Below are 21,414 nucleotides of genomic sequence, written 5' to 3'. Positions count from 1 at the left end.
ATATCATCATTCGCCAACGTCTAGCTCACCCATGCCTCTCAAAGATCGTGACCGCTTTTCCTGTGTCTGGATCGATCTGCACAATACGACTTATATCAGGATTCTCGATCAGACGAGGTATCTCAATATTTTGCCAGACGTTGCCCGGGCGCAAGTTGGAACCAATAATTGCTGTGACTTCACCTCGAGCATTCTCCGCATATGCCGTCGAAGCATTATCCCAGAACTGTACCGATACTGGATCATGGCGATTCCAGACTGGCAGTGGGTCAACTCCGTTCTCAACAAGCGTCATTTCCAGGGTTTTGCCCCCCGAACCGTGAGCGATCAGTTCCGCTACCCCTGAACCGTCGGGGCCGACTCCGATCCCGTCGGCATTCCTACCCGACCAGTAGAACGCGCTGTTTGGTTCTGTCGACGTCATGCCTTGAAGCTGCTCATACGACGGCAAACTCCCGGGCACATAGTGACCCACGCCGTCCATGGGGTAAGGGTCATAGCCGACGTTCCCATCCAGGATGGAATGGTCAGCCCCCAAAGGATCGTGATGCCCGCCAATTGATGTGGGCAGGTGATTGTCGGCACCAATCGGTAGATGCCCGCCGGATAAGTCATGTGAAAGACTGGCGGCAGCGTCAACGTCAGCCAATTCGCCGACACGTAAGACGGCCGCCCCCTCCCCGCCAAAGAGCATCGTGGGCAACGTGGTAGCAGCGTCGGAGGTCTTGCCTCCCAAGTAGTAGGCGAGACTTGGTGCGTCCATTGCGCTCTTTACTTCCGTGAACGCCGTGCCCACCGGGTTCAGGGCCGTCGCGGCAGTGCCTTTGAGCATCTGCTCCCACGACTTGAGCACACTCGGGGCTCCGGGGCCTCCCTGCCCGAAAAGGTTTTTGATCCCCTGCTCGGTAGCAAACCAGCGGTCACTGAATCCTTCGGAGAATCCCGGTGGAGGCGGTGCCTTTGGTTCGGGGGGAACGTAGTTGGGCATCCCGTTGTCGATCCACCGCTGCGTTTGGCTCGCAACGTCATTCAGACGTGCCTCGATCTGATTCGGCGGCACACCGTCGCGGATCATGGTTTGCCGGGCCATCGCCTTGAAGCTCTCCACATCTGCAGAATTCAGCCGCGGCATCGGGACACCGCCACGCCCGGGTCCGGCAGGTCCAGCCGGCAACAACATGTCTTGCAGCGACGGCGGCTTGCCAACGGCGCCAGCCGGAACCGGCGGACCCTTCGGCGAGGCACCGTCGGGCCCAGGTTCTGCCGGGCCATCGGGTAACAACATGTCTTGCCACGTCCGTGGCTTGCGCCCGGTCGCCGGGCTGGGCGAACCTTGCGGTGGTGCACCACCACTTGGCGGGTGACCGTTGTCATTCAGTGGGACCTCGCCCACGGCAAAGCGGACGGCGGCGGCAAGCTCGTGGTCGGCGCTGTGGGCATGCACATTCGATGCAATCAACCGATCCTGCAACAGCTGTTGCTGGGCGGCAAACTCTAAGGGATCACGCCCAATCCACGTGTCGCCCACGTCGATTCGCCAATCCGGCGTGATGGTCCAGCCGTTGGCTTCGGCAGCCCGCTCAATGTCCCCGAGTTCGCGCTTGCACGCGCGCACATCCCCCTCGGCGCGCGACACCGCCGCGGCTACCAGCCGGGACTCCTGACCGTCGGCCTCGATGTCGCGCCGAGCCTTGCCCAAGTCGGCGCGAAACGCCTCTCCAGCCTCCCCCTGCCAGCCGCTGAGAACGCTATGCACCTGCTGGAGGTTCTCCCCCAACAGCTGCAAGGTATTGGCGCGTCCGTTGGCCGTCTCGAACACTTTCTGGATCGCGCCGAGATCCCAACGCTTGACGTCATTGGGGGTCAGCTGCCCCACTCGTGACCCCTATTCCCGCACCGACCGGAAGGCTCGCGCCGACTCGTCCTCGTTGACGAGGTAGTCGAGCATCGCCTCGGCGACGTGCGACCCCAGGCCGTCCACCTGCAGCTGGTGATGGTCGTGGCGCGTCTGCCACCGGGCCGCGAGCTCGTTCAGTGCCAGCTCAGAGGATCCGACCCAGCCCGGCGCAGCTACCGCCAGGCCGTCCTCGTGGCTGAAGAAATCCAACGCGGCCTCGCCGATCGCGTTGAACATGTCGTTGCTGCCGACGTGCAGGGCGGCGGGATCGACCTTCAATCCACTTGCCATAGATGTTCCCTTCGGCTCGCCGACATTGCGCTCCGAAGCTTAATTTGTTGTGCTGACCCGCGCACTTCACCTTTTTGGCGATCAAGCCGCTGACCTGCGCGTTGGGTCGACTGTGAACACTTGCACGGCGGCCGACTTGCCCTTCAACGCGTGGGGCCCCCGATCGATGAGCCCGCGAGATCGAGAAGCGAGCGCGTCGACGCACGACCGGGTGAGCAGGATCGCGTCGCCCGTCACCTTGGTTAGCTGCTCGACGCGCGCGGCGACGTTCACGGTGTCGCCGATGAGTGTGAACTCGAGCTTGCCGCCGCCGCCAATGGTGCCGGCGATCACGACTCCGGTGTTGATTCCGATGCCGATCCGCAGCGCGCCGCCGAAGCGCTCCCCAACGAGCCGCTGGATCCCGACGGCGACAGACACCGCAGCATCGGCATGTCCCGCAAGGTCGTTCGGTGCGCCGAAGACGGCCAGGGCTCCGTCGCCGAGGAACTTGTTGACGTGGCCGCCGGCGTGGACGACGGCCGGCACGACTATCCCGAACAGGGCGTTGAGCCGGGCGACGGTGTCTTCGGCGCTGTTCGCCTCGGCGAACGGGGTGAAATCGCGGATGTCGACGAACATCACGGTGACCTCGCGCCGCTCGCCGGTGAACACGTCGTCGCCCTGTTCGAGTAGCCGCGCCGCCAGTGCCGGGTCGACGTAGGTGCCGAAGGCGCCCTGAAGTCGTTGCCGCTCAGCCAAACCCGCCTGCATGCGATTGAACGATGCGGCCAGGGCGCCAAGGTCGTCATCCTGGACGACGGGCAGGCGCTGGCTATAGTCCCCGGCCGCAACGCGTTCGGCGCCCTTAGCGAGGTCGCGAATGGGCTGCAGCGACCTCGAGAATCCGAATCCGACGGTCACCGGCACCGCGAAGGCAATCGCCATCGCAGCGCCGATCACGATCGCCAGGATGGGCGTGGCACTGACATTGGACGCTCCGGCAAGCAACGCTCCGCCGGAGGCGTATGCGAACGTGGCGGCAACCACCGATACGTTCGATCGCCTAGCGAACGTCGGGCGGGAGCGTGGCAGCGAATCACCGAGTCCCGTGTCGCCCGCGAGCGCGATCCTGGCCGGGCGAAACGCTCCCTCGACGATGTTGTGATAGGCGACAAGCTGGATCGCCGCTACCACGACAGCGGCCACAATCCCGTATTGCAACAGCCGTGTCCCACGCGCGCCGACCATCACACCGACGACGACCGCCAACGCGGCGGCCCAGGCGGCGGCGCCCCATACCGCGCGGACCGTCGCCTTCCGGGCGTAGACATAGGTGCCCTCGATCGCGACCGCTCGATCGACGTGGTGGCCGGCCGCCCACCGCTCCGCAGGGCGCACCCACCGGCGACCCGGAAAGATGAAAAGGCACGCGAGTACCACCACCGCGCCGATGGTGACGGCTGCGACCCCGATGTAGTGACCGGACTTCTCGAACGCGACGATCGGCAACGAAATGAGTACGGAGTAGATCGGGAGCGAAATGACAAACGCGAGCGCCCAACACGCCAGGAGAAACCGCGGGCCGAACCGATCCCACGTCCACTGAATGAAGCGGTCCATAACAGGAGATTAAGCGCCCTCTACCTGCGGCACGGCCGTTCTGATACCTCTCGGTCAGAACGTGTTCCCGTGCAACTCAGCCAGGGCGTGAATCTGCTCGAGGTAATGCTCGAGCGAATGGTGGATGAACCGGGCCGACAAGGTGGTGGTGCCGGCGGCGGCGATGGCGTGCAGCGTGTCCTCCGTCATCGCCGGCTCCCCCACCGGGTCCAGCGGTTGATCGGCGGGCAAGACGACCTCGAAGCCGGCGGGCAGCTCGCGCTCCCGCAGCCACTCGGCGGCGGTGGCGACGGACACGTAGTACGGACACCAGCCGTCGGCGAGCGTGAGCGCTCGACGCAACGACCGCTTGGTGCGCCCGCCTACCCAGATCGGCATATGTGACTGCAGCGCACAGGGATCGATGGTGAGTCCCCCGAACGAGTAGTACTCACCGTCATATACCGGCTCGTTGGTGGGCAATGCCGCGCGCAGCGCCCTCAGCGCATCATCTGCGCGAGCACCGCGGTCGTCGAACGGCGCGCCCAGCAGGTCGAATTCCTCCCTGAGGCTCCCGACGCCGACACCCAGGATCACCCGACCGTTGCTGACGTGATCCAATGTGCCGTAACGCTTTACGATCGCAAGCGGGTGGTGATAGCCCAGCACCAGGGTCATCGTGACGAGCCGGATCTGGCTGGTGCGTGCGGAGACAAACCCGAGTGTGGCCAGCGGATCCCAGTACCGGGAGCCGCGCCGGCCGGCCTCCGCCGAGGGTATGCCGATGTGTTCGCTGCAGGTGAGGTGGTGATAGCCGAGCCCGTCCACCGTCTCGGCGACGCGGCCGATGTCTTCGATGGTGGCCGTCTTCTCCCACGTCAACGCCGCGCCGGCGACGTTCGTGACGACGGGTGTCGCGATGCCGAGTTTCAATCCAGCGGCTCTTCACCCGCAAGGACCGTGCGGTGCATGAGCCGACCGCTGTCAGCGGCATACGGCAGGGCCCGGTGCATCGTGCCGGTGTTGTCCCACATGAGCAGGTCGCCCAGCTGCCATTCGTGGCGGTAGACGTAGCGCGGTTGGGTCGCCCAGTCACGAAGGCGTGCAAGCAATGCGCGACTTTCTTCTACCGGCAGGTCGATCACATAGTCTGCCGTCGCACCGAGTAGCAACGACTTGCGCCCGGATTGGTGTGTCCAGACCATCGGGCAAGATTTGGTGGGCGATTTCTGCCAGAACGCGATCTCCTCGTAGCTCATCTCGGGTCGCACGTAATACTGCGAGCGCTCCGCGCTGTGAACCACCCGAAGGCCGGCGATCGCCTCCTTGTCGGCCTCGGGCAATTCCTCGTAGGCCGCGTAGGTGTTGCAGAACTCGGTCTGGCCGCCGGAGTCGGACAACTTCATGGCCCGCAACAGGGTGGCCAGATTCGGATAGGGCTGTAGGGAGCCGTCGAAATGCCAGAACAGCGAACCTTTCAGGTACTCGGCCCGCTGATTCACGTTCGAGTCGAGCGAAATCTTGTAGATCCCGCCCTCACCCTCATTCCGCACAATGCTGCCAAGGGTTTTCGCGATAGCGACCTGCTGCTCATCGCTGATCTGCAGGCCACGAAAAAAGACCACCCCACGCTGCTCGAGGATTGCGCGGATCGCCGTTGCTTCGCGGCCACCAAGGAGGGTGTCCAGATCGGTCTTTATCTCGCTGCCGATCAACGGCGTGCAGTCTTTGACGTCGAGTCGTGCGGTGGAAAGGCCCATGCGTCAGCTCAATCTCGTGAGAATGGTCTTCGCCGAATGCTTTACCCGCGGCTGCCTCCACAGCTCCACCGCCAACGAGACGGTGATCAGCGAGTACAGCAGGTTGCGTAGATTCGCGACGTCCTCGGGCAGCGGCTCGGCATAGTCGAACTTGTCGATATAGGCGACGGCCTCCTCGGCGTGCGGAAACACCTCGTCGTAGAACGCCTGGATCTCGGCCATCGAGCTGTTCACCCGTTTCACGTAGCGCTCGTGCCCATCCTCGATGGCCCACTCGGCCACCAGGTGCTCGAGCTGCGAGAACTCGTGCGGCAAAAGAGCATTCATTGTCCGGCCTTCGCCTTCTCGCCGGCCGCCACGTAGTCACCCACCACCTTGTGCAGGTGACGCAGCAAGATCTCCTCGTCGTTCATCGTGAAATGCGTGAGCGCACCGCTGTTCAGCATCGCCTGCAACCCTTCAGAGGGGCTCGCGTCTTCCAGGATGATGTCGTTGAGGAACGTCACGGTGAGCTCTTGTCCCAGCCGTTCCTTGTGGGTCTTGGGTGGCTGATAGAACATCTCGACTTCGAAGACGTGCGAGTGCGGGCCCGTCGGCCAGTGCGTGTGCGTGCAGAAACCCGATGATCCGAAGATCACCACAAAATTGGGAAAGAACTGGAACGAATCGAAGCCGTATTTCTCCGAACGCGTGGGATTGAGCCCCGCCGGCATCGGACCGCGATCAGTGCGCTTGGTCCACGGACCGGCCGCGCTCGCTTCCATCACGCATTCGATGGGCTTGGAGTACGGCGTCTTCTGCGACGGCTCGCCGGCGAAGGAAAACATCCGGTGTGGACCCTTGAGCTGGTAGGCCAGCGCGTCGGTGAACGGGTTCGGCTGGTCGAAGGCGTCTCGGGCCTCGGCGGTGAGAGCGCCGAACGAGGACGCGTGCAGATACGGCCCGTGGTAACTCTCCGCGAATCCGTCGACGAAAATCTTCCAGTTGCACTGCAATTCGACCTTGAAGCGATACACCTGGTGTGGTCCCGCGAACGGATAGCCTTCGATGCCGTGGGCCAGCTCGCCAAGGTAGGACCGCAGCGGCTCGGTGTTGTGCGGGTCGAGGTTGACGAAGATGAACCCCTCCCACACCTCACACTGAATCGACGGCACCCTGCAACTGTCGGCGTCGAAGTCGAGCAGCAGATCCTTGCGGGTGGCCGCGTGCAGCGAGCCATCCAGCTTGTAACGCCAGCCGTGGAATCGGCAGTACAGCACCGGGGCGCGACCCTGCACCTCCTCGAACGGATCGTCTTCCCACAGCATCTTGTTGCCCCGGTGTGGACAGATGTTGTGGAAGGCGCGGATCACGTCGTCCTTGCCCCGCACGATGATGATCGACGTGTCGAGGAACCTCAGCTCGCGAGTGAAGTAGCTTCCCGACTTCGGCGCCCGCTCAACCCGTCCGACATAAAGCCATGTCTTCTTGAAGACGTGCTCGCGTTCCTTCTCGTAGAACTCTTCTGAGACGCAGTCCTCGAGTGACACTGGGCCACGGCCCAATTCGGGATAGGCATCCGTCCAGTGCCCGCTTGACGGCTTCGTCACCAAGACGTCCTGACTCATCGGGCCCTCCTCCGCCTCTCGGCCGAAGGTAGCACTTGACCAAATGCGCAAATAGGCCTTCAATTGCAACACCCTGTTGCAATTTTGGAACACCACGTGGAGCAGAACCTGCCGTTCGACCTTGACGCCCTGCTGGTATTCGGCAAGGTGGTCGAGTGCCGCAGCCTGTCGAAGGCGGCGGCGCTGCTGGGCATGCCCAAGTCCACCGTCAGCCGTAAGCTCAGCAAGCTCGAGTCAGATCTGGGGATCAAGCTGCTGCGCAAGAACACGCACCAGCTCACCGTCACCGACCTGGGCGAGAAGATCTACAGCCACGGCGTGAACATCTTGGCCGAGGCCAACGGGGTGCGGGCGCTGGTGGAGGGCAGCAAGCTCGAGCCGCAGGGTGAACTGCGCGTGGCCATCCCGGTCTTCGTCGGCATCGACTACGCCTCACGAGTCGGCGCCAAATTCTTGATGCAGTATCCGCAGTCGAGGCTGGATATCCGCCTGGTGGACAACGTTGTCCATCCGGTCCACGACGGGTTCGACGTCGTCTTCGGCACGGGGCCGCTGCAAGACTCGACGCTGATCGCGCGCAAGGTCTTCAGCCTCGACCTGTTCCTTTGTGCATCGCCCGAGTTCATCCGCGAACTACCCGAACCCATCACCGCTCCCGCACAGTTGGACACCGTGCCCTTCATCGACTGCGGAGTCAGCGAGGGGCCGCGCCGGCTCACCCTCGCGAAAAACAAGCGGCGCCATGAGCTCACGCCCTTGGTTCGGGCGCGCGCCAACAACTTTCAGGTGTGCAAGCAGTACATCCTGCACGGGCTCGGTATCGGTGCGATGCCGAGCCAGATCATCGTTACCACCGAATTGCGGGATGGCAGCATCGTGCCGGTGCTGCCGGACTGGCGCCTCGAACAGCTCGATGTCTACATGATTCATCCCTTCCAGCTCTCGTTCTCCACATTGATCAGCGCGTTCTACGAGACGGCGTGCGACATCATCACCGAGAACACGGCGCGAAGCTAACGCCGGACAGCGCGAGAAAGCGGCGCCGACCTGGGCAATCGGGCGGCGAAACCGGGCGTCGCGACGGATAACGCGAAATAGTGAGCGCCTGCTCACTGCGCGTCCAATACTTAGGTGATGAGTAGGCCTGCACCGCCCGTGCTGACGGTTCAATCGGAGTGGTCACAGCGCAGCTTCGCGCCGGGCCACGATGTGGTGGTCGGAAGCGACCTCCGTGCCGATATGCGCGTCGCCCATCCCCTGATCGCCCGCGCCCACCTCCTGCTGCGCTTCGACGGCGCCAAGTGGATCGCGATCGACAACGGTTCGCCCTCAGGCGTTTTCGTCGATGGCCGGCGTGTACGAGCGGTCGACATCCACGACCGCCAGAGCATCAACCTCGCGAGGCCGGACGGTCCGCGCCTGCGCTTTGGGATCGGTCGGCACGACGGGACGGTCGGCCAACTACCGCCCACGCTCGAGGCGGTACCGGTGATCGCGCCACCGGGCGGCCCGAGGCCTCCTCGTCCGGAACCGCCACGGCGGCCCGGTATCTCGCCGCCCCACATCGCGCGTCCGCAGCCCGCCCCGCCGCGCTATCCGCCACCACCCAACCGGCCGCCACGCGCTCCCTACCCGGCACCGCAGCCGGCGGGGCTCCAGCCACTCACCGAGATCGGCGCCGAGACCCTAGAAGCTTCAGGGTTCGACAGCGCCGACCTGCGGCGCGCCGTGCAACGGTCACGGTCGAGGCTCGGGGCTCCGCCCGCGGGCGCTGCCGTCATCGGTCGCGCCGAAGACAGCGACCTCGTCATCGCGGACGTTTTGGCATCGCGGCATCACGCCTACCTGGTGCCGAGCCCCACGGGCATGGAGATCCACGACGCGCAAAGCATCAACGGGACTTTCGTCAACGGCACCCGCATCCTGTCGGCGCCGCTGACCGAGGGTGACGTCGTCACGATCGGCAACGTGGACCTCGTTTTCAACGGTGAAATCCTGTTCCGGCGCGCGGAAGCGGCTACCCGCACCGGCGGGCTCGAGGTGCGCGAGGTCGACTTTCAGGTCGACAACAAGCGACTGATCCAAAAGGTCTCCCTGACCGCGAGGCCCGGCACGCTGACCGCGCTCATCGGCGGGTCAGGGGCGGGCAAAAGCACGCTGTCCCGGCTGATCGCGGGAGCCACCTGTCCCACCTCGGGCTCAATCACCTTCGAGGGCCACGACATTCACGCCCAGTTCGCGTCGCTGCGCAGCCGGATCGGGATGGTGCCCCAGGACGACGTCGTGCACCGCCAGCTCACGGTGACCCAGGCGCTGAACTACGCGGCCGAGTTGCGGCTGCCGACCGACACCAGCAAGTCCGACCGCGCGCAGGTCGTCGCGCAGGTGATCGAGGAACTCGGATTGACCAAGCACGCCGACACCCGCGTCGACAAGCTGTCCGGCGGACAGCGCAAACGCGCCTCGGTGGCCCTGGAGCTGCTCACCGGGCCGTCCCTGCTGATCCTCGACGAACCGACATCGGGTTTGGATCCGGCGCTGGACCTGCAGGTCATGACGATGCTGCGGCAGCTGGCCGACGCCGGTCGGGTCGTGCTGGTGGTGACGCATTCGCTGAGCTACCTCGACCTGTGCGACCAGGTGTTGCTGATGGCACCGGGCGGCAAGACGGCCTACTGCGGTCCGCCCGACGACATCGAGGCGACCATGGGAACCACCAACTGGGCCAAGATCTTTGGGATGGTGGGTGCCGACCCCGACGAAGCCAACCGTCGATTCCTGGCCCAAGCCAAACCGCCTCCTGCCGTGGCCGACGCGGATAAACCGGCCGACCTCGGCGCCCCGGCGCGCTCCAGCACGTGGCGTCAATTCTCGACGATCGCCCGCCGGCAGATCCGGCTGATCGTCGCCGACCGCGCCTACTTCGTCTTCCTGGCGCTGCTGCCGTTCGTGATGGGCGCGCTGGCGCTCACCGTGCCCGGCTCGACGGGGTTCCGCGTGGCCGATCCCAGCGGCGACGGCTCCGACGAACCCGGATCGGTTTTGATGTTGCTCACCATGGCCGCGGTCTTCATGGGCACTGCGCTGACGATCCGCGACCTCATCGGCGAGCGCCCGATCTTCCGCCGCGAACAGGCGGTCGGCCTGTCGACCAAGGCCTATCTGCTCGCGAAGATGGCGGTCTTCTTCGTGTTCGCCATCATCCAATCGACGATCGCGACCACCATCACCATCCTGGGGAAGGGAGCGCCGACCCGGCCGGCCCTGCTCCTCGGCAGCGCCACGCTCGAGCTGTACGTCGCCACCGCCGCCATGTGCGTGGCAGCGGCGACGATCGGCCTGGTGCTGTCCTCGCTGGCGCGCTCGAACGAGCAGATCATGCCGCTGTTGGTGGTGTCTCTCATGTTGCAGCTGGTGCTCTGCGGCGGGATGGTCCCGGTCACCAACCGGATCGGGCTGGATCAGATGTCCTGGGCGGTGCCCTCCCGGTGGGGGTACGCGGCGCAGGCGTCCACGGTCGACTTGTGGACGATCGAGCCCGGGCCGCTCGCCCCGAAAGACCGCCACTTCAAACACACCGCGGGGACATGGCTGTTCGATGTCGGCATGCTGGCGTTGTTGACGGTCGTGTACGCGGGCGTGGTGGGGTGGCGCAGCCGGCTCAAGCGCCATTGACCCGCCGTTAGAGGAAGTCCAACGCCTCAACCGTCGCGACGGGGCCTTCGTGGGTGGGCCGGTTTGCGCCACCGATGCAGTACACGGTGTTGCCGACCGTGGCGACCGCCTCGGCGTGGCGCGGAGTCGGCATCGGGGGCAGCGTCGTCCACTTCGCGTCGGCGATGTCGTACATCTCGGCCACCCCCAACACCTGCGTGGGTTCCTCACCACCGACCGCCACGATCCGGCCGTCGATGAACGTGGCGCCGTAACTCCCACGCGGGGTGGGCATGTCGACCAGCTTGGTCCAGGTCCCGGCTTGGGGGTCGAACCGTTCGAACGCCGCGGAGTTCTTGTCGGAGGACAAGAACCTCCCGCCGACCGCGTACATGTAGGTGCCATCGGACGCGGCGGCCAGGTGTTCGCGCGGGGTGGGCATGTTGTCCGCGTCGCGCCACGAGCTGCCGTCGAAGACCTCGGTCTGCGGGACGAGCTGCTTGGCGTTCTGTCCGCCGGCGACGACGAGCTTGTCACCGACCACCGCGGCCGCCGGTGCCGCCCGAGCGTGGGTGAGGCCGGCCAACTCCACCCAATTACCGCCCCGCAAGGCGAACACCTTGGTGGACGCCTGTGTGAGATCGCCGCTGGCGCCGCCGAGCACGACCACCTCGCCGCGATAGGTGGCAGCCGCGGCGTGGTGGAGCGGAACGGGCAACGGGGGTTGCGTCTGCCAGGCGCCGGTGCGCGGGTCATAGCTCTCGACCGTCTGGAGGGCGGCCCCGTCCCGTAGGCCGCCCATGATCCAGATCTTGTCGCCCAGCACGGTCCACGCGGTCATCAGCCTCGGTGTCGGCGCGTCCGGTAGGGCGCGCCACTGCGCGGCCGGCTGGGTCAGGCGCGCCGGCAGCTGCAACGCTTCGGCCGTGGAGGTCACCTGCTCGTCGCCGGCAGCGGTCGACCCGCCGATGGCGTAGACCGCTTTCCCCACCGCATCGACCGCCATACCGTGGCGTGCAGTTCCCATGTCCGGCAGGCCATCCCACGTCTTCGCCGACAGGTCGAACACCGCCACGCTCTTGAGAACCTGCCCCGCCGCCTGGCCCCCGGCGGCGACCAGGCGGCGATCGGCGATCGCCACGCCGAGGTCGCTGCGCGGTTGGGGAAGGTCGGGCAGTTTCGTCCAGGTTTTCGCGACCGGGTCATACGCCTCGACCGCCGCCAGGTCGGAATTCCCGTTGGTTCCGCCAACCGCGTACACCAGCTTCCCGTCCGACGCCGCGGCCAGCATCTGTCGCGGGGTCGGGATGGGCGTGGCGAGGGTCCAGGCGTTGCCGTCGAAGATCTCGGTGGTGTTCAGCAGGGCCCCGTTGGCATCGACGCCGCCCGTGACGACGATGCGGTCCCCCGCCCCGGCCGCCGCCGCTGCCGCGCGGGGCTGTAACAAATGGGGCAGCTCCACCCAGTGGCTGTTGACCACACGCCAAACCTGGTCGCTGGCAACCTTTTGCGCGCCCGCGGCACGCCAGCCGCCGAGCACAATCGGGTTACCCTGCCACGTGACGGCCATGGCGTGCTGAACCGGAACCGGCAGGTCGTCGCCGCTCTTCCAGCTGTCGATGACGGGGTCATACCCCTCGTGATTTGCGACGACAGCGTGGTCGCTCCCGGTTCCGCCGAAAATCCAGATCGTGCCGTCGGACTGGGTGGTTGCCGCCGCGTCGCGCGCGATGCGCGCGTTCGTGATCGGCTGCCACTTCACCAACGCCTGGCTCGGCCGGCCCGCGGCGGCCTGGGTGTGCCGTTTGCCGTGCGTCAGCAGCACGTAGACGCCGCTGCCCAGCACCAACACCGCCACCACGATCCCCACGGCGATCAACGCCGCCGTGACGCGACTCCGCTTCGTTTTCGACGGCTTCAGCCACGCCACCGCTCCGGTCGCCAGTCCGCGGGGCGTGCTCGTCGGCGCGATCGCGTCGGTGGCGCTGGTCTGTTCGGGGATCGCTCGGGTCGGCTCGGAGGTGTTGGGCGAGGCCGGATTCGGGCGCCTCGATCCCGCTCCGTATGGGCCGCGCGCGACAGCGGGCGCGCCGCCCGGCTGTTGCCGGCCGGCCGGCCGTGACGGCGGTAGCGGTGGCGTCGACGTGGTGCGATCGCCCAGCGCATTCATCAGCGAGGTGGCGCTTTCCGGGCCGGCGATCCGTGGGCCCGGTTTGGCGATCCTCGGCGGTCTCGGCGCCGGCCGCGCGATGCGCCCCGAATTCGCACCGGTGGCGGTAATCGCCATGGAATCGGGCTTTAACCCGTTGCGGCGCAGGCTCTCCTGCAATCCGCGGCCAAACTCCGCCGCCGAGGCCGGCCGTTGCGCCGGGTCGAACGCCATCGCCTTCTCGATCGCCGAACATACCGCGTCGGGGATTCCATTGGAGCGTAAGTCCGGGACCCGCGTGCTGCTGATCCGCGTGTACTGCGCGAGGAGGTCTTCGCCGCTGCGGCGCTCGTATGCGGCGTTGCCGGCAATGAGCGCATAAAGCGTGGCGCCGAGGGAGTAGACATCGGTCTCGACCGTCGCCGGATCGCCGGTCATCACCTCGGGAGCGAGGAAATCGACTGTGCCAGAGAATAACCCGGATGCCGTTTCATATCCCCCGGCGATGTGCGCCGTCCCGAAATCGGTGAGTTGCGGTTCGCCGTAATCGTTGACGAGGACGTTGGCGGGCTTGATATCGCGGTGCAAAGTGCCGGTCAGGTGGGCGGTTTCGAGCGCCCCGCACAATTTCACACCGATCCGCATGGCTTCGGGCCAGGCGATCGGCCCCTCGCGCTGCACCCGGAGGCCCAGGGAACCGGCCGCGCAGTAGGACATCACGATGTAAGGACGGGCGCCCGCGGTGACGCCGACGCGCAGAATGTTGACGATGTTGGGATGCCCCGAGAGCCCGCCCATGGCGTAGCCCTCGCGGAGGAATCGTTCACGACTCTCGTCGTCGACGAACGTCGGCAACACCTTGATGGCGACGTTTCGCCCGAGCGCAGTCTCGCGACAGCGATACACCACGCCGGCGGCGCCTCGAGCGATCTGGCGCGCATTGTCGAATCCGGCGGCAGCCAACTCCGCGACGATGTCGCTCGGTCCCGCCGCTGGAGGGCGAGCCTTGGGTCTTTCAGCCATTTCGTGGCCTCAACTTCCCAGGCGACTACTGAATGCAGCTAAGGGTAGCGAACATCGACTCGCGGCTGAATGGTTCCGGCGAGGATGGTTGCGCAGGGAGTTCGCCGAATGCACTGGAGACCACCGGGCCTACCGAGCAAGACTGGCGGCTATGAGTTTCGTGGAGGAAAAGGTGCTCCCGCCGCTGCTGCGGGTGCACGACAAGGTGTATCGGAAGACGAATGGGTGGATCGGTCACCGCGCGCTGTGGATCCCGAGCCTGCTGCTGCATACGGTCGGCGCGAAGACCGGTCAAAAGCGCACCACGTCGCTGACCTACGCCCGCGACGGCGATACGTATCTGGTCGTCGCTTCCAAGGCGGGTTCGCCCCGGGCCCCCGGCTGGTACCACAATCTGAAAGCCAATCCCGATGTCGAGATCAACGTCGGCCCAAGGCGTTTCGCTGTCACCGCCCGGGCGGTGCTGCCCGACGAAGCCGACTACCCGCGGCTGTGGCGGGTCGTCAACGACAACAATCAAAACCGCTACGTGGAATATCAGAAGCGGACGTCGCGCCCGCTGCCCGTGGTGGTCTTGACGCCGAAAAGCTAGAGCATCCCCGTGACGTCGTCGAACAAGGTTTGAAAGCGGCGAGTCTGGATAAGCCACAGGAACCAGGAAGGAGTTTTGAGATGATGCTCTCCAAGGTTGCCATGAAGACGACGGCGGCCGCCGTCGGCGTCGCGACGGCAGGAATCCTGATGGCCACGCCGGCCTGGGCGGACCCGCAAGTCGTGGCGTTCGGCCAATCGGCAGAAATTCCGAGCGCAAACGGCGCAGAGGCCATCAACTACACCGTGAACAACCTGCAGCCCAGCGGTCACAACGACGGAATCTGGTACTCCGACGTAACGGCCACGGGTGTGCGCGGTAACGCGACTCCTGTCATTGCCGACTTCAACGCGCGTGCCGTCAACAGTTCGACCTATGCGGTGATGAAGGGGCATGAAGTGGACGGCCTTCCTAACCAGCCGATCGCACCGGGCGCCCAGGCAACCGGGCGGCTGTACTTCGACGTCCGCGGGGGCACGGCGCCGGACAGCGTCGTCTACCGGGATGCCGCCGGCGTCGACAAGGTCGTGTGGAAGAGCTAACGGCGCAGACGGGCTGTTGACCGCTCGTCAGCAATTGAGCTGCGGCGCCGAGGCACGATGTCTCCCATGGTCGCCGTCTACCGCGCGCCGATGCGATCCCGCAACGATGCCGTCGAGCCACAAGCCACGATCGATCGGGCTCGCCGGCTCGGGCTGTGCGGCTTCGGGCAATCCGTGAGTCGGTCGGGCGAACAAGAGCGGCTTGCCCGTCGGGTGGGCCGATTCGCCGAGGTTGACGACGGCTCGTTCGTATGGACCCGCGACACCAATGGATGGTTCTGGTTGGGGCGTATCTGCGGGCCTTACTTCTACGACGCCGACGAAACCGCTGCAGCGGTGGATTTGGTGCACACAAGACCCTGCGAGTGGGCGCCGACGCCGGTGCTGGAGCAGGATGCGCCGACCGCGGTCGTTGCCACATTTCGCCGGGGTGGACGGAACTTCCAGGAAATCCACCACCCGTCGATCGGTGGGGAGACACAAAGTATTTGGAATGCGCGGGCAAAACAGCGAGACGGATGCGATTGAAAAAGAACTGGCCAGACGTTGTGAGCTCTGGCCAGTTCGCTTTCGGTGGAGCTGCCGGGAATCGAACCCGGGTCCTACGGCATTCCCTCAAGACTTCTCCGTGCGCAGTTCGCTATGCCTCTGCTCGGATCTCCCGGTCACGCGAACAAGCCGAGATGACGATCCCAGTCGCTGTTGGTGTCCCGATAAGTCCCGCGACCGGACTCATCGGTGGATCCCTCTAGCTGACGCCAGGCTCCGGGTCGAGGGCTTTCCCGGTCTGACGGACTAGCTGTCGCTTAGGCAGCGAGAGCGTAGTCGCGCTGATGTGAATCGGCGCTTATCTGTTTGCAACGACGCTCACGGTGGTCGGTTGCCTGCACCGGCACGCTTCCCTTGATTCGATGCGCGAAGTCGAAACCTTTCAGCCCCTCGCACCCCGCCGACTTTCGGCAGGAACATCAATGGTACCTGCCTATCAACCAGCGGCAACGGGATTATCTTCCCCGCCGGGCTGCGATCAGATCACAAAGTTGAGGTGCTCGACGATCTGGCCGGCGACCTTTTCGTCACCGCCGAGCTCGACGTCCTGGGCGCGCGCCGGGCACATCGGGCGCCCGCCGGCCAGTCGGGTGAACTGCAGCCCGTCCAGCCGGATCGTCGCGGTGGGTTCCTGTCCCGCGAAGTTGTCGACGACGGCGGCACGGCCGTCGACGCTGACCCGGATGGTGCGGGCCAGCGGTCCGGTGAGCTCGAACTGGACGCGCGAACCCTCGGGCGCTTTGGCCAGCCGGCCCACGACGTAGCCCATCGTGGCGGCGATCTCGTCGACGGCCAGCGACGCCGCAGGGCCGGCGAGTTCGTCGTCGGAGGGCGGCCGCTCCAAGGCCACGCGGATGTCTTGCTCGTGCATCCAGCAGTCGAACACCCGGATCCGCATGAATCGGCCATAGGAATCCGGGCCGGTGGGAGTCGCCGTCACCGCGTCCCACTCCTCGTCGGGCAGGGCCGTCAGAGCAGCGCGCCGGTCGTCGGTGATCGCCCTGAAGCTTTCCAGCACATCGGAGTCGGCGTGCGCACCGAGATGACGAACCCAGCACTCGTTCATCACCCCGATGTCGTTGCGCACGTGCTCGAGCGCGGAGACGTCGACATCGGGCTGGGGTGCGGCGATACCGGCCAGGAAGGACTCGGTGCCGATCATGTGCGACACCAGGGCTTTGACGTCCCAGCCCGGCAACGGACTCGCGGCCCGCCACTCCGCCTCGGACAACCCGGCCAACAGCGCGTCGAGGTCATCCCAGACGGCGAAAAGACCGGAGAGCACGGCGGACTTGTCCAGCTTGGTGACGGGGCGATCGGCCATGGTCAGGATCGTAGGCGGCTCAGGCCGACGCGATCATCGCCACGGACCCCATGGCCAGCACCATGCCGATCCCCTGCCAGCGGGTCACGCGCTCGCGCAGCACGACCATCGCCAGCACGACCGTCGCCGCCGGATACAGCGAGATCAGGATGCTGGCCAGCGACAGCAGCCAGGTGTGCAGGGCCGCCAGCATGGTGATGTTGGCGAAAATGTCCAGCACGGCCACCGCCACCGCCAATCGCAACGGCTTTCCGCGCGGCATCTTCAGGTTTTGGCTGGTTCCCGCCATCGCGAAGATCACCAGGCTCGCCGCCACTCGGGCGAAGACCAGGGGCCACAGCTTGCAGACGTGGGGCGCCTGATGCAAAAACACCAGGTTCAGTCCCATCGCCGAGCCCGCAACGACTGTGAGCCAGGCCACCTTTGGGGTGAACCGATACGGGGTGCCCTCGACGGGCGCCTCGCGGCTGACCAGCATGACCGCCGCCAGCGCCAGCACGACGCCCACCAGGGCCGCCTGACCCGGCCGCTCCCCCAGGGCCATACCCACCGCGACGGGCACCGCGGCGTTGAGCACGGCGGCCAGCGGTGAGACGACCGAGATCGGCCCCGAACCCAGCGCGGCAAAGAACGCCCACATACCGAAGGCCATGCCGATGCCGTACAGGGTGCCCCACAAAACGGCCCCGACATGAATAGGGCCACCGACGAAGATGGCCATCACACCGAGTAAGACTGTCTCGATCGGATAGGCGACCAGCATGACGCGCAGCGCGGCCACTCGCCGAGCTGCGACGCCGCCCACAAAATCGCTGACACCGTACGTAACGGCTGACAGCTGGGCGTAAGCGGCCCCGATCAGGTCATGCCCTTTGCTCGGCGCCCAAGTTCACGAACCACTTCGCGCTGTGCGTCGCGCTGGGCCATGTCCTGGCGTTTGTCGTAAGCCCTTTTGCCGCGCGCGAGGGCAAGTTCGACCTTGACCTTGCCCTCGGAGAAATACAGAGAAAGCGGCATCAAGGCGAGGTTACCATCTCGAATCTTGCCCACCAGCCTGTCGATTTGTTGCCGATGTAACAACAACTTTCGGTTGCGCCGCGGGTCATGATTGGTCCAGCTACCGTGCTGATACTCGGCAATGTACAAGTTGCGCAGCCACACTTCGCCGTCGTCGATCGTTGCGAATGCGTCGGCTAACGAGGCTTGACCTTCGCGCAGGCTCTTGACCTCGGTGCCTTGCAACGCCACCCCGGCCTCGAAGGATTCGATGATCGAATAGTTGTGCCGCGCTTTGCGATTGGTGGCCACAACTTGTTTGCTGCCACCTTTGCCGCCCGCCGCCTTGGCCCGGCCGGATCCCTTGGCCACAGCTACCGCCGGATATAGAGGCGCAAGGTCGCATACGCCGTCAGGGCCGCCATCGACACGCCGAGCAGGAACAGCCACGGCGAGATATAGAGGATGTCGGCATAGTCGACCTTGGCGATCAGGTGAGCTTGGTAGAACTGGCTCAGCGCGTTGTCCAGGAACAATGCCCGCACCAGCATCAGGCCGATGACCGCGATGGCGACACCGAGGGACGCGGCCAGCATCGCCTCCACCAGGAAGGGCAGCTGCGTGTACCACCGGCTGGCGCCCACCAGTCGCATGATCCCGATCTCCGTGCGCCGCGTGTAGGCAGCGACCTGCACCATATTGGCGATCAACAGGATCGCCCCGACGGCCTGCACGAGCGCGACGGCGAACGCGGCGTCCCGCAACCCGTCCAGCACCGCGAACAGCCGGTCGATGAGGTCCTTCTCGTTGAGGATGCTGCGCACGCCGGGCTGCCCCTGCATCGCGGCATCGAATTCCGCGTGCTGTTCGGGGTTGTTCAGTTTGACGATGAACGACGCGGGAAACGAGTCCTTGCCCGCGACGTCCTTGAACTCCGGGAACTTCTTGATGGCGTCGTTGTAGGCGTCCTGCCGGTTGACGAAGCGCACCGACTTGACGTCCTGTCGCGCATCGACCTTGTCCCGCAGCGCTTTACACGGCGCGGACGCGCACGTCGCATCGTTGGCGGAGATGTCGTCGGTGAGGAACACCTGCGTCTCGACGCGGTCGAGATAGATCTCCCGGGAATTGTCGGCCAGCCGAACCACCAGCAGACCGCCGCCGAACAGCCCGATCGAGATGGCGGTCGTCAGGATCATCGCGGCCGTCATCGTGACGTTGCGGCGAAGGCCGGTCAGGACCTCGTTGAGCAGGAAGCCGAAGCGCACTTAGCGGTCCATCCCGTAGATGCCGCGCTGCTCGTCGCGCACGAGCCTGCCCAGCGACAGCTCGACGACGCGCTGGCGCATCGAGTCGACGATGTGATGGTCGTGCGTCGCCATCAACACCGTCGTCCCCGTGCGGTTGATGCGCTCCAACAAATCCATGATGTCCTTACTGGTATCTGGGTCGAGGTTGCCCGTCGGCTCGTCCGCCAGCAGCACCAGCGGCCGGTTGACGAACGCGCGGGCGATCGCCACCCGCTGCTGTTCACCACCGGACAACTCGTGGGGCAGCCGATTGGCTTTGCCGGACAGGCCGACGGTTTCCAGCACGTCGGGCACCACCCGGTTGATCGCGTCGGTTCGTTTGCCGATCACTTCCAGGGCGAACGCGACGTTCTCGTAGACCGTCTTTTGCTGCAGCAGCCGGAAGTCCTGGAAAACGCAGCCGATGACTTGCCGCAACCGCGGGATGTGCCGCCCGCGCAGCTTGTTGACGTGGAACTTTGACACCCGGACGTCGCCCGCTGACGGGGTTTCCGCGCCCAGCAGCAGGCGCATGAACGTCGACTTGCCCGAGCCCGACGGACCGATCAGGAAGACGAATTCACCCTTGTCGATCTTGACGTTGACGTCCTCCAGCGCCGGGCGCGCCGACGCTTTGTACTTCTTGCTGACGTGGTCCAGGGTGATCATCACGGCACGCCAGTGTAGCGGTGATTTTCGCTGGCAGGCGAAGTCAACGGGCCGGGGGCGGCGTAGTGGGGGTCGGACCGGGGCCCGGCTGCGGTTGCTCCGGCGTCGGTGTGGGTGGGGTCGTGCTGGGCGGGCAGAACGGCGCCGGGAGTATGCACGGCAGCTTCGGCGGCTGGAACGGCGGCGTGGTGGTGGTGGTCGTGGTCTCCGGGGGCGGCGGCGGAGGCGTCGTGGTCGTCGGGGTCGGCGTATAGGTGACGGTGGCCGGCGGCTGCTGCACGCGGCTGCGCGGCACCCAGGTGTAGTTGGGGTCAGGCACGAACCCCGGCGGCACCACTTGCTGGGCCGGAGGCTTGGGCGCCGGTTCCGGGCGGTAGGTGTCGTAGGTCCACCACACCACAAAAAACGCGATGATCAGCACAAAGGTCGACGTGCGCATCCGCCCGCCGAAGACGTAATTCGGCCAGCGGTGTTCGGCATCCGTGTCGTCGCCGCGCTTCTCGAAGATGTTCAGCGTGAACTTCAACGCTTTTGCCCCGCACCTTGGACGTCATCGTCGGTTTGCTGTTCGGCGGCCTGGGCGGCCGGGACGGACGGATCCTCGACGATTCCCACCCGCGCGTCGGCCGCCGTCACGATCCCGACGCGGGCCAGCGCTCGAATGACCAGGACACGCAGCTGGCGGCCGACCTCGAACTGCTTGCCGGGCAGGGTCCGGGCCACCAGACGCAGGGTGACGGTGTCGACCGCGATGCTTTCGACGCCCATCACGGTGGGCGCATCCAGCAGCAGTTCGCCCAGCACGGGGTTGTCCATCGCGTGGTCGCATTCCTGGTGCAGCACCTCGTTGACCTGATTCAGGTCGGCGCTGGTCGACACCGGGATGTCCACCACCGCGCGCGCCCAGTCCTTGGACAGGTTGACCACCTTGACGATCTGCCCGTTCGGGATGGTCAGCACCTCGCCGTCGGGCGAGCGCAGTCGGGTCACCCGCAGGGTGACATTCTCGACCGTGCCGCTGGCCTCCGTGGCGGCGACGACGGTGAGGGTGACCAGGTCTCCGAAGCCGTACTGCCTTTCCATCAGGATGAAAAAGCCGGACAGCAGGTCCTTCACCAGCTGCTGGGCGCCGAAACCGAGGGCCGCACCGACCACGGTGGCCGGCGCGACCAGGCCCCCGACCGAGAATTGCAGCACGTCGGCGATCTGCAGCATGACCCAGATGCCGATGATGACGACCGACACCCAGGAGATCACCGAGGCCAGCGCCTGGCGGTGCTTGGAGGCTTCCGAGCGGACCAGCGCGTCGCTTTCGGCGAAGCCCAGGTTGAGCTGTCGGGTCACCTGCTGTGCCACCCAGTTGACGAACCGGGCCGCCAGCACCGCGGCGATCAGCACCATGACGATCCGAAGACCGCGTGTGATGATCCACTCACCGAGTTCGCCCCGCCAGAAGTCGTGCCAGCGGTGCGTCATAGGGGCGGCAAGAAT

At 65.5% G+C, this 21,414-nt stretch carries 20 protein-coding genes and 1 other RNA gene; 5 read left to right on the top strand and 16 right to left on the bottom strand.

The features are described 5' to 3' along the window. Window positions 1-25 precede the first annotated feature (25 nt). From ACZ50Z_RS01425 to ACZ50Z_RS01395, 7 genes are all read right to left on the bottom strand, one after another. Entirely contained in the window at window positions 26-1,876 is a 1,851-nt protein-coding gene (locus ACZ50Z_RS01425; RefSeq protein WP_464481938.1) for a hypothetical protein, read from the bottom strand. Between the two features lie 9 nt (window positions 1,877-1,885). After that, window positions 1,886-2,188, bottom strand: coding sequence for an RNA 2'-phosphotransferase (locus tag ACZ50Z_RS01420; protein WP_464481937.1), 303 nt, complete (start codon window positions 2,186-2,188; stop codon window positions 1,886-1,888). An 81-nt stretch (window positions 2,189-2,269) separates the two neighbouring features. Beyond that, window positions 2,270-3,790 carry an adenylate/guanylate cyclase domain-containing protein gene (locus ACZ50Z_RS01415; protein WP_464481936.1) on the bottom strand — a complete coding sequence of 507 codons (1,521 nt, stop codon included), beginning with the start codon at window positions 3,788-3,790 and terminating at the stop codon, window positions 2,270-2,272. Between the two features lie 54 nt (window positions 3,791-3,844). Further along, a complete protein-coding gene (locus ACZ50Z_RS01410; RefSeq protein ID WP_464481935.1) occupies window positions 3,845-4,702 on the bottom strand; it encodes a TIGR03619 family F420-dependent LLM class oxidoreductase in 858 nt (285 codons plus the stop codon). After that, window positions 4,699-5,529, bottom strand: coding sequence for a TauD/TfdA dioxygenase family protein (locus ACZ50Z_RS01405; RefSeq protein ID WP_464481934.1), 831 nt, complete (start codon window positions 5,527-5,529; stop codon window positions 4,699-4,701). Before ACZ50Z_RS01405 ends, ACZ50Z_RS01410 begins: the two co-directional genes overlap by 4 nt. Before the next feature lie 3 nt (window positions 5,530-5,532). After that, window positions 5,533-5,856, bottom strand: coding sequence for a hypothetical protein (locus ACZ50Z_RS01400; RefSeq protein ID WP_464481933.1), 324 nt, complete (start codon window positions 5,854-5,856; stop codon window positions 5,533-5,535). Beyond that, window positions 5,853-7,136, bottom strand: coding sequence for an aromatic ring-hydroxylating oxygenase subunit alpha (locus ACZ50Z_RS01395; RefSeq protein WP_464481932.1), 1,284 nt, complete (start codon window positions 7,134-7,136; stop codon window positions 5,853-5,855). The genes ACZ50Z_RS01400 and ACZ50Z_RS01395 overlap by 4 nt, the downstream gene beginning before the upstream one ends. Before the next feature lie 96 nt (window positions 7,137-7,232). Between ACZ50Z_RS01395 and ACZ50Z_RS01390 the strand changes: the two genes are divergently transcribed. Further along, a complete protein-coding gene (locus ACZ50Z_RS01390) occupies window positions 7,233-8,153 on the top strand; it encodes a LysR family transcriptional regulator (protein WP_464481931.1) in 921 nt (306 codons plus the stop codon). 117 nt (window positions 8,154-8,270) lie between these two features. After that, window positions 8,271-10,811, top strand: coding sequence for an ATP-binding cassette domain-containing protein (locus tag ACZ50Z_RS01385; protein ID WP_464481930.1), 2,541 nt, complete (start codon window positions 8,271-8,273; stop codon window positions 10,809-10,811). 7 nt (window positions 10,812-10,818) lie between these two features. Here the strand turns inward: ACZ50Z_RS01385 and ACZ50Z_RS01380 are convergent, their stop codons facing one another. Beyond that, window positions 10,819-13,962, bottom strand: coding sequence for a Kelch repeat-containing protein (locus tag ACZ50Z_RS01380; protein WP_464481929.1), 3,144 nt, complete (start codon window positions 13,960-13,962; stop codon window positions 10,819-10,821). Between the two features lie 151 nt (window positions 13,963-14,113). Here ACZ50Z_RS01380 and ACZ50Z_RS01375 point away from each other — a divergent pair, with 151 nt between their 5' ends. The 3 genes from ACZ50Z_RS01375 to ACZ50Z_RS01365 all read left to right on the top strand — a co-directional run bounded on the left by ACZ50Z_RS01375 (window position 14,114) and on the right by ACZ50Z_RS01365 (window position 15,624). Further along, window positions 14,114-14,554, top strand: a complete 441-nt coding sequence (locus ACZ50Z_RS01375; protein ID WP_464481928.1) for a nitroreductase family deazaflavin-dependent oxidoreductase — start codon at window positions 14,114-14,116, stop codon at window positions 14,552-14,554. Window positions 14,555-14,634: 80 nt separating this feature from the next. Beyond that, complete coding sequence (locus ACZ50Z_RS01370) at window positions 14,635-15,096, top strand: DUF1942 domain-containing protein (protein ID WP_464481927.1); 462 nt, start codon at window positions 14,635-14,637, stop codon at window positions 15,094-15,096. A gap of 66 nt (window positions 15,097-15,162) precedes the next feature. Beyond that, window positions 15,163-15,624 (top strand): GAF domain-containing protein, encoded by a 462-nt coding sequence (locus ACZ50Z_RS01365; protein ID WP_464481926.1) that lies wholly within the window; start codon window positions 15,163-15,165, stop codon window positions 15,622-15,624. 43 nt (window positions 15,625-15,667) lie between these two features. Here the strand turns inward: ACZ50Z_RS01365 and ssrA are convergent. The 8 genes from ssrA to ACZ50Z_RS01325 form a co-directional block, all read right to left on the bottom strand. Further along, window positions 15,668-16,035: a transfer-messenger RNA gene (ssrA, locus tag ACZ50Z_RS01360) on the bottom strand. A gap of 88 nt (window positions 16,036-16,123) precedes the next feature. Then, window positions 16,124-16,969, bottom strand: a complete 846-nt coding sequence (locus ACZ50Z_RS01355) for a maleylpyruvate isomerase family mycothiol-dependent enzyme (protein ID WP_464481925.1) — start codon at window positions 16,967-16,969, stop codon at window positions 16,124-16,126. Between the two features lie 19 nt (window positions 16,970-16,988). Continuing rightward, entirely contained in the window at window positions 16,989-17,732 is a 744-nt protein-coding gene (locus ACZ50Z_RS01350) for an EamA family transporter (protein WP_464486037.1), read from the bottom strand. A gap of 95 nt (window positions 17,733-17,827) precedes the next feature. Beyond that, a complete protein-coding gene (gene smpB / locus ACZ50Z_RS01345; RefSeq protein WP_009954261.1) occupies window positions 17,828-18,337 on the bottom strand; it encodes an SsrA-binding protein SmpB in 510 nt (169 codons plus the stop codon). A 2-nt stretch (window positions 18,338-18,339) separates the two neighbouring features. Next, window positions 18,340-19,233 (bottom strand): permease-like cell division protein FtsX, encoded by an 894-nt coding sequence (gene ftsX / locus ACZ50Z_RS01340; protein WP_464481924.1) that lies wholly within the window; start codon window positions 19,231-19,233, stop codon window positions 18,340-18,342. After that, window positions 19,234-19,923 (bottom strand): cell division ATP-binding protein FtsE, encoded by a 690-nt coding sequence (ftsE, locus tag ACZ50Z_RS01335; RefSeq protein ID WP_464486036.1) that lies wholly within the window; start codon window positions 19,921-19,923, stop codon window positions 19,234-19,236. A gap of 43 nt (window positions 19,924-19,966) precedes the next feature. Further along, window positions 19,967-20,449 (bottom strand): hypothetical protein, encoded by a 483-nt coding sequence (locus ACZ50Z_RS01330; RefSeq protein ID WP_464481923.1) that lies wholly within the window; start codon window positions 20,447-20,449, stop codon window positions 19,967-19,969. Then, window positions 20,446-21,399, bottom strand: coding sequence for a mechanosensitive ion channel family protein (locus ACZ50Z_RS01325; RefSeq protein ID WP_464481922.1), 954 nt, complete (start codon window positions 21,397-21,399; stop codon window positions 20,446-20,448). Before ACZ50Z_RS01325 ends, ACZ50Z_RS01330 begins: the two co-directional genes overlap by 4 nt. Window positions 21,400-21,414: the final 15 nt, after the last annotated feature.

The organism is Mycobacterium sp. NTMscope_MAC_269 (assembly GCF_976985695.1).
This window is presented reverse-complemented; position numbering and strand designations above follow the sequence as displayed.